The sequence below is a fragment of the Aeromicrobium sp. genome (genome assembly GCF_025965075.1).
GTDB lineage: Bacteria > Actinomycetota > Actinomycetes > Propionibacteriales > Nocardioidaceae > Aeromicrobium.
This window is the reverse complement of the sequence record NZ_JAOPXQ010000179.1, coordinates 1-6,879: the sequence shown is the minus strand read 5'-3', so window position 1 is coordinate 6,879 and position 6,879 is coordinate 1. Positions and strand designations below refer to the sequence as shown.

At 67.8% G+C, this 6,879-nt stretch carries 8 protein-coding genes, 1 tRNA gene and 1 pseudogene; 4 read left to right on the top strand and 6 right to left on the bottom strand.

Annotation, left to right across the window (positions count from 1 at the left end):
- The 5 genes and pseudogenes from JWQ91_RS10980 to bcp all read right to left on the bottom strand — a co-directional run.
- A pseudogene (locus JWQ91_RS10980) lies at nt 1-414 on the bottom strand (hypothetical protein); the annotation flags it as partial.
- The gene (locus tag JWQ91_RS10975; RefSeq protein WP_297783642.1) at nt 407-772 is read right to left on the bottom strand and encodes a metalloregulator ArsR/SmtB family transcription factor; all 366 of its coding nucleotides are present in this window, start codon (nt 770-772) and stop codon (nt 407-409) included. The pseudogene JWQ91_RS10980 and the gene JWQ91_RS10975, both read right to left, overlap by 8 nt.
- Before the next feature lie 44 nt (nt 773-816).
- Nucleotides 817-1,380, bottom strand: coding sequence for a copper resistance CopC family protein (locus JWQ91_RS10970; RefSeq protein ID WP_297783638.1), 564 nt, complete (start codon nt 1,378-1,380; stop codon nt 817-819).
- A 222-nt stretch (nt 1,381-1,602) separates the two neighbouring features.
- Nucleotides 1,603-1,684 (bottom strand) — tRNA-Leu (locus JWQ91_RS10965).
- A 131-nt stretch (nt 1,685-1,815) separates the two neighbouring features.
- Entirely contained in the window at nt 1,816-2,283 is a 468-nt protein-coding gene (gene bcp, locus JWQ91_RS10960; protein WP_297783635.1) for a thioredoxin-dependent thiol peroxidase, read from the bottom strand.
- A gap of 74 nt (nt 2,284-2,357) precedes the next feature.
- Between bcp and JWQ91_RS10955 the strand changes: the two genes are divergently transcribed.
- From JWQ91_RS10955 to JWQ91_RS10940, 4 genes are all read left to right on the top strand, one after another.
- On the top strand, nt 2,358-2,606 hold the full coding sequence (locus JWQ91_RS10955; protein ID WP_297783632.1) for a DUF3618 domain-containing protein: 249 nt from the start codon (nt 2,358-2,360) through the stop codon (nt 2,604-2,606).
- 28 nt (nt 2,607-2,634) lie between these two features.
- The gene (locus JWQ91_RS10950; RefSeq protein ID WP_297783628.1) at nt 2,635-3,744 is read left to right on the top strand and encodes an FUSC family protein; all 1,110 of its coding nucleotides are present in this window, start codon (nt 2,635-2,637) and stop codon (nt 3,742-3,744) included.
- A 73-nt stretch (nt 3,745-3,817) separates the two neighbouring features.
- On the top strand, nt 3,818-5,233 hold the full coding sequence (gene phoA, locus JWQ91_RS10945) for an alkaline phosphatase (protein ID WP_297783624.1): 1,416 nt from the start codon (nt 3,818-3,820) through the stop codon (nt 5,231-5,233).
- A gap of 430 nt (nt 5,234-5,663) precedes the next feature.
- Nucleotides 5,664-5,837, top strand: a complete 174-nt coding sequence (locus JWQ91_RS10940) for a hypothetical protein (protein WP_297783621.1) — start codon at nt 5,664-5,666, stop codon at nt 5,835-5,837.
- A 63-nt stretch (nt 5,838-5,900) separates the two neighbouring features.
- On the opposite strand, the gene JWQ91_RS10935 is transcribed toward JWQ91_RS10940, so the two are convergent.
- Nucleotides 5,901-6,776, bottom strand: a complete 876-nt coding sequence (locus tag JWQ91_RS10935; protein WP_297783619.1) for a CoA ester lyase — start codon at nt 6,774-6,776, stop codon at nt 5,901-5,903.
- Nucleotides 6,777-6,879 lie beyond the last annotated feature (103 nt).

The following is a 6,879-nucleotide window of genomic DNA, read 5'->3' as shown; positions in this document are numbered from 1 at the left end:
CGCCTTTCCGGTTCGGCGCTGCGCGTACGAGATGAGCGGCATGACGACCAGGGACACAGCAGCGAGAACTATTCCGACCGTAGACGCGTCCGGGTCGGATCCGAAGATCAGTGCGCGGGCGGACTCGAAGCCGACGTAAGCGGCCAGCGCGAAGAACGAGAAGGCAAGCAGGCGCAGTGCCTGCCGTTCGCGCGACTCAGGGATTCGATGCGAGAACTGCCACAGAATGATCAGCCCGCTGGACACTTCTACGACTGAGTCCAGGCCGAAACCAACGAGGGCGACAGATCCGGCGACGAGGCCAGCGGTGATGGCGATAACGGCTTCGATGACGTTGTACGTCACTGACAGTCCGGCGAGCATCCTGGCACGTCGTCCGAGGCGCGCCTTGGTTGCGGTGTCCAGGTCAGTCATGAGCCGTCACCCCGTGATTGGGGCACAAGGTGACAGCGAAACCGGTGAGGTCAAGGAGCTGCTCGGCGGCCGCCAGAAGTGCGGTGGTCGCTTCGGGATGAGTCACGCTGAAAACCGAAGCGCGGCCCTCGGGACGGGATGTGATCAACCCACAGTCTCTGAGGCAGGCAAGATGCTTGGACACCGTTGATTGCGCAAGGCCCAGGTGCTCAGTCAGTTCAACGACCCGGTGCTCGCCCAGCAGAAGGTGCTGCAGAATCACCAGTCGTGAGCGGTCGCTGAACCCATGGAACAGGCACGCCGCAGCGGTGAGAGGCGCTTCCGGCGCGTCAACGGCATGTGTGAATATCATCGCCATGTGACGATGATATTCACAAAAGTGACGTTCCGGCAATACGGAGATCAGTCGGCATCTTCGTTGCCCGCCGACCGCAGTCCCGCTCGCAGAACGAGAAGCAAGCCTGTCATGGCCACAACGGAGAACCCCACGATGGTGATCGCGTCCTGGGTCGTGGACGAGTCGTTGGAGGTGTCCGCAAGAATCGCCTGCTCGGATGCGACCTGACCAGTCGGCTCGGATGAGGGAGTCGGCTCGGGCGCGGACCCGTTGAGAACTTCGAAGCCAACCGTGCCAGTGACGGTGTGACCATCCACAGAGATGATCCGATACTTCATGGTGTAGTCACCAGCCGCCACTGGGCCATCAATTGCGGTCGTCGCGGTGTCGTCAAGGACCGTGACGGTCTCGCTGTTGATCTCGGTGCCATCCGCTGACATCACCGAAATCGAAGCCGGTTGGCGTACTGGCTCGGTCAAGGTAACTGACACTTCGGTGGGCATCGTGGCGACTTGGGACTTGTCTGCCGGGTTCGACGAAGCGAGAGAGGCATGCGCCGACGCAGACAGAGGCGCCAAGACGATGACACCTACGACGATGCAGATGAGCAGGCTGGGCAGGTGCTTCACGCGAACTCCTGATGTTCGACTCGGACTGGCTCTACTACGCGACGTAGTAAAACAGACCGACCACCGCAGCCCAACCGTCGGGCGTCGCGAGTGCTTCGGCACTGGCGCTCAAGACCGTGGCGGCAGGCGGAGCATCTTCGGAAACGACGCGCATCTCGTCGTCACGAGATCAGGTCGGAGTTTCGCGATCAATAATCGCTGGGTTCCGCGAATTACTCTGTGTGCCGATGACAGGACTTGAACCTGCACGTCCGAAGACACAGGTACCTAAAACCTGCGTGTCTACCAGTTCCACCACATCGGCCCCGAGAGAAGAATAGGCGACCCGACGAGCTGGGGGTGACCCCTCCGTCCAGCGCCGCGAGCACGGAGGGACGAGCCGGGACCAGCCGCGCAACCGATCGACGCCACCCACCACCGGGGGGCGGTGGAGCCTTACGCCCCCAGACCCAGGTCCCGCCGCAGCTTCGCGACGTGCCCGGTGGCCTTGACGTTGTATTGCGCCAGCGTGATCGTCCCGTCCTCGACGACGAACGTCGAGCGGATGACGCCCTGGACGACCTTGCCGTAGAGCTTCTTCTCGCCGAACGCGCCCCACTGCTCGAGGACCTGCTTGTCGGGGTCGGACAGCAGCGTGATGCTCAGGCCGTCGCGCTCGCGGAACGCCGCGAGCTTCTCCGGCTGGTCCGGCGAGATGCCGAGCACTGTGTAGCCCTCGGCCTGCAGCCGATCGATCGAGTCGCTGAAGTCGCAGGCCTGTGTGGTGCAGCCCGGGGTCATCGCGGCGGGGTAGAAGTAGACGATGACCTTGCCGTCCTGCTGGGACAGCCGGACCGGCTCACCGGCGTCGTTCGTGAGGGTGAAGTCGGGTGCCGTGTCGCCGGGCTGCAGTCGCGTCGTCATGGGCTCTATCCTTACGTATGCGTGCGCGCCCCTCGGCCGCACCTCCGCAGACTCCCAGGTGAGCGAGGCACGACGTGGCGAAGGCCAGACCCGATGATCAAGTCGCCGAGATCGAGGCGATCCGTGAGCACCTGGCGGACACCGTCGACGCCCTGATCGACCGGACGAGCCCCAAGAACATCGCTCGCCGCGGCCTGGCCGACCTCAAGGCCCGCTTCGTCGACGAGACCGGCTCGCCCCGGCTCGAGACGATCGTGCCGCTCGTGGGTGGGGCCGCGGCCGTCATCGCCGGCATCGTCGTGATCCGCAAGCTCCTGCGCTGACGATGTCCGGCCAGACCGGCCCAGACCGGTGAGCGCGTCCCACGAGATCCCGCTACGACGCCTGCGGGTGCGGTCCGCGGACACCATGACCGACCGGTTGCGGGTCCTGCGGCGTCGTTGGCGGACGTTGCTGCGCCTGAGCCTGGGCCCCGCGACGGCATACTTCTTCGCGACCCACGTGCTCGACCACCGGCAGGCGTTCTTCGCGCCGGTCGCGTGCGTCATCGTGCTGATCGCCGGGGCGGGGCTGCGCGGCCGGACGTCGTACGAGCTGGTCCTCGGCGTCTCGATCGGCGTGCTGGTCGGCGAGCTGCTGATCCTCGGGATCGGCCGCGGGGCGTGGCAGATGGCGCTGATCGTGACCCTCACCGTGACGATCGCGACCCTGCTGGGCCTCAAGGGGCTCGCGCTGACGCAGGCGGCCAACTCCTCGGTGCTGCTGGCGGCGGTCGTCCCGGCCATGGGGGCCGGCAATCCGGCGATCACCCGGTTCCTCGACGCGCTCGTCGGCGGCGCCGTGGGCCTGGCGATGATCCTGTTGATCCCGCGCAACGCGGTCCGCGACATCGACCGCGAGGTGCAGGTGTTCCTCAACCGGCTCGGCGGCATCCTCAGCCGGATCGCCCAGTCGCTCCGCACGATCGACGCGTCCCTCGCCGACCTGGCCCTCCAGGAGGCGCGCAGCATGCAGCCGCTCGTGGAGTCGATGACATCGACTGCCGCGAACGTCTCGGAGATCGCGCGGATGTCGCCGATGCGCTGGCGCCAGCGTGAGCACGTCGAGACGTACGTGTCGACGGTCCACGACCTCGACAACGCCGTCCGGGACGCCCGGGTCATGGCGCGCAAGGCCTCGGCGCTGCTCCGCCACGGCGAGCCCGTCCCGGCGGGCATGGACCAGGCGATCGACGCACTCGCCCGGGCGATCGGGATCTTCGCCGACGACCTCTCGGAGCGGGACGACTTCGAGGAGGCCCGGCAGCAGCTCGTCGAGGCCGCGCGGATGGCGACGGCGGCCCTGCCGGAGGCCATGACGATGAACAGCGCCGCGATCGCGGCGCAGATCCGGTCCCTGGCCGCGGACCTGCTGTACGCCAGCGGCTACAGCCGGGACGAGATCGATGAACGCCTGGAGTGAATGAGGGCGAGCCTTCAGCCGGCCGCCGGGAGGAGTTCGGCCCCCGTTCACCCGGGTCCGCTGGGCTACGGCCATGAACTCACACACACGCAGGACCACCGGGCGCACCGTCGTCGCCCTCTCGGTGGCGGCCGTCGTCGTCGGAGCCGGCACGGTCGGGGCCATCGGAGCGGGCCAGGACCCGTCCGTCCACGGCGGAGCGAAGCGGCTGTCCGGGGACCACAGCAAGGCCGTCCAGGCGGCCATCAAGGGCGGCACGTCCGACAACGTCATCCTCCTGATCGGTGACGGCATGGGGGACTCGGAGATCACCTCGGCGCGCGACTACGTGCACGGGGCCGGCGGACGGTTCCCCGGCATCGACGCGCTCCCGCTGACGGGGCAGTACACGACGTACTCGCTGACCAAGGACGGCAAGGCCGACTACGTCCCCGACTCCGCGGCGACCGGCTCGGCGTGGGCGACGGGCACCAAGACGTACGACAACGCGATCTCGGTCGACATCCGCGGCAAGGCGCAGAAGACGCTCCTCGAGCTCGCCAAGAAGCGCGGGCTCCGGACCGGCAACGTCACGACGGCGGAGATCCAGGACGCGACCCCGGCCGTGCAGGTCGCGCACATCTCGGCCCGCTCCTGCTACGGACCGGTCAAGACCGCGACGACGTGCCCCGAGGCCGCGCTCGAGAACGGTGGGCCCGGCTCGATCACCGAGCAGATGCTCACGACCCGGCCCGACGTGACGCTGGGCGGCGGGGCGGCGACGTTCGCGGAGAAGGCGACCGCGGGCGACTTCAAGGACAAGACGCTGCTGGAGCAGGCCGCGAGCCGCGGCTACCAGCTGCCCACCGACCTGGCCTCGCTCAACGCGATCAAGACCGCGACCCAGAGCAAGCCGGTCCTCGGCCTGTTCGCCCCGGGCAACCTGCCGGTGCGCTACACGGGACCCGCCGCGACTCCCGGTGGCGGCAAGCTCGAGCCGGCGCGCTGCGAGGACAACGCCAAGCGTCCCGCGACCCAGCCCAGGCTCGCCGACCTGACGACGAAGGCCATCAAGCTGCTCGACCACAAGAACAAGAAGGGCTTCTTCCTGCAGGTCGAGGGCGCCAGCATCGACAAGCAGGACCACGCGGCCGACGCGTGCGGCCAGATCGGCGAGACGCTCGACCTCGACGAGGCCGTCCAGGCGGCCCTGGCGTTCGCCAAGAAGGACAAGCACACGACGGTCATCGTCACGGCAGACCACGCCCACACCAGCCAGATCGTCGAGGCCGGCAGCACGACTCCGGGCCTGTCGACGAACCTGCTGACCAACGAGGGCAGCCCGCTGACGATCAGCTACGGCACGGCCGCCGCGGGTGGCTCCCAGCAGCACACGGGCTCGCAGCTGCGGGTCGCGGCGTACGGACCCCAGGCCGCCAACGTCGTGGGCCTGACCGACCAGACCGACATCTTCTTCACGATCTCGCGAGCGTTGAAGCTCAAGAAGTAACGGCACCACGAGCAGGCGCGGCCGTCGGAACACGCTTCCGGCGGCCGCGCCGATCTCGTGTGGTGGACATCACGATCGTCGATGCGCTACTTTGCTGAGGACTGCTCCGACCGGAGCGACCTGACCGAGGAGGTGGACCCATGGACAACATCACCACGACGACCCACGGACTCACCGTTCCTGACGCCGTCACGTCCTTCGCCGGTCTCATCTCCGGAGCAGTGCACCTGAAGTAGCCCACACCTGTCGGCTCTTCTGCCGCTTCGGATCTCTGATCCGGGGCGGCTTTTTCGTATGTCGGCACGCCCCGTCCACCCGTCCCCACTCACCCGAAAGGAGGCGCGCCATGACCCCACAGCTCGACACCCGACTCATGCCCGCACAGAACCCGACCTCACTCACCCCGAAGGCCGGAGCAGATGGAGAGGGGGTGAACGAAGTGGCACTCATCGAGTTCCGCAAGGCCCGGGGCACGCGCCCCTGGGACCAGCTGTCGGAGATCGACCGCCAGATCCTCCTCGAGGCTGTGCGGCAGCGTCGTCGACGCGAGGCGCTGAAGACCCGGATCTACTCCGAGCTCTACGGCATGCGCACGTACAAGTAGCCCACCACGACGGAGGGTCGCCGCCCCGGACGGGACGGCGACCCTCTGTCGTATACGTGTGGGTCAGCGCGAGGCGATGGCCTCGGCGAACGCCAGGATGCGGTGCGCATCGCGGATGTGCAGCTCCTCGACCATGCGGTTGTTGAACGTCACGACGCCCTGGCCCGCGGCCTTGGCCTCGTCGAACGTCCGGATCATCTCCTGGGCGTGCTCGATGTCCTCCTCCGAGGGGGCGAACGCGACGTTGGCCGGCTCGACCTGGCTGGGGTGGATCAACGTCTTGCCGTCGAAGCCCATCTCCCGGCCCTGGCGTGCCTCGGCGTCGAAGCCCTCGAGGTTCTTCACGTCGTTGTAGACGCCGTCGATGATGACCTTGCCGGCGGCCCGGGCGGCGAGCAGCGACAGCGACAGCGCCGTCAGCACGAGCGGGTTGCGGCCCGGCACGTGCAGCCCGTAGGTCTCGTTGACGACGTCGTTGGTGCCCATCACGATGACCGTCAGGCGTTCGTGCGCGGCGCAGATCTCCTCGGCGTGCAGCAGCGCGATCGGGGTCTCGATCATGGCCCACAGCTGGGTGGTCTCCGGCGCACCGGCGGCCTCCAGCCCGGCGACGAGCTGCAGCACCTCGTCGGCGGAGTTGACCTTCGGCACCAGGACGGCGTCGGGCCCCGCGGCCCCGGCGGCGGCGAGGTCGGCCTCGTGCCACTCGGTGCCGATGCCGTTGATGCGGATCGCGAGCTCGCGGTGACCGTACTCACCGGACTGGACCGCCGCGACGACCCGGTCGCGGGCCTCGGGCTTGGCGTCGGGGGAGACCGCGTCCTCGAGGTCGAGGATCAGGGCGTCGGCGTCGATGCCCTTGGCCTTCTCGAGGGCGCGCTCGTTGGCGCCGGGCATGTAGAGGACGGAGCGACGGGGTCGCAGGAGGTTGTCAGTCATAAGAAGGTCCTCAGAGGTCGTAGGCGGCGGCGAGCTCGGGATCGCGCTCGGCGAGGGCCTTCGCGAGATCGAGCATCACGAGGCACTGCTTGCAGGACGCGTC

What these genes read in the sequence shown, in the direction of transcription:
- JWQ91_RS10975 (WP_297783642.1), bottom strand. Translation starts at nt 772, where the DNA reads ATGGCGATGATATTCACACATGCCGTTGACGCGCCGGAAGCGCCTCTC.
- bcp (WP_297783635.1), bottom strand. Translation starts at nt 2,283, where the DNA reads ATGACGACGCGACTGCAGCCCGGCGACACGGCACCCGACTTCACCCTC.
- phoA (WP_297783624.1), top strand. Translation starts at nt 3,818, where the DNA reads ATGAACTCACACACACGCAGGACCACCGGGCGCACCGTCGTCGCCCTC.
- JWQ91_RS10935 (WP_297783619.1), bottom strand. Translation starts at nt 6,776, where the DNA reads ATGACTGACAACCTCCTGCGACCCCGTCGCTCCGTCCTCTACATGCCC.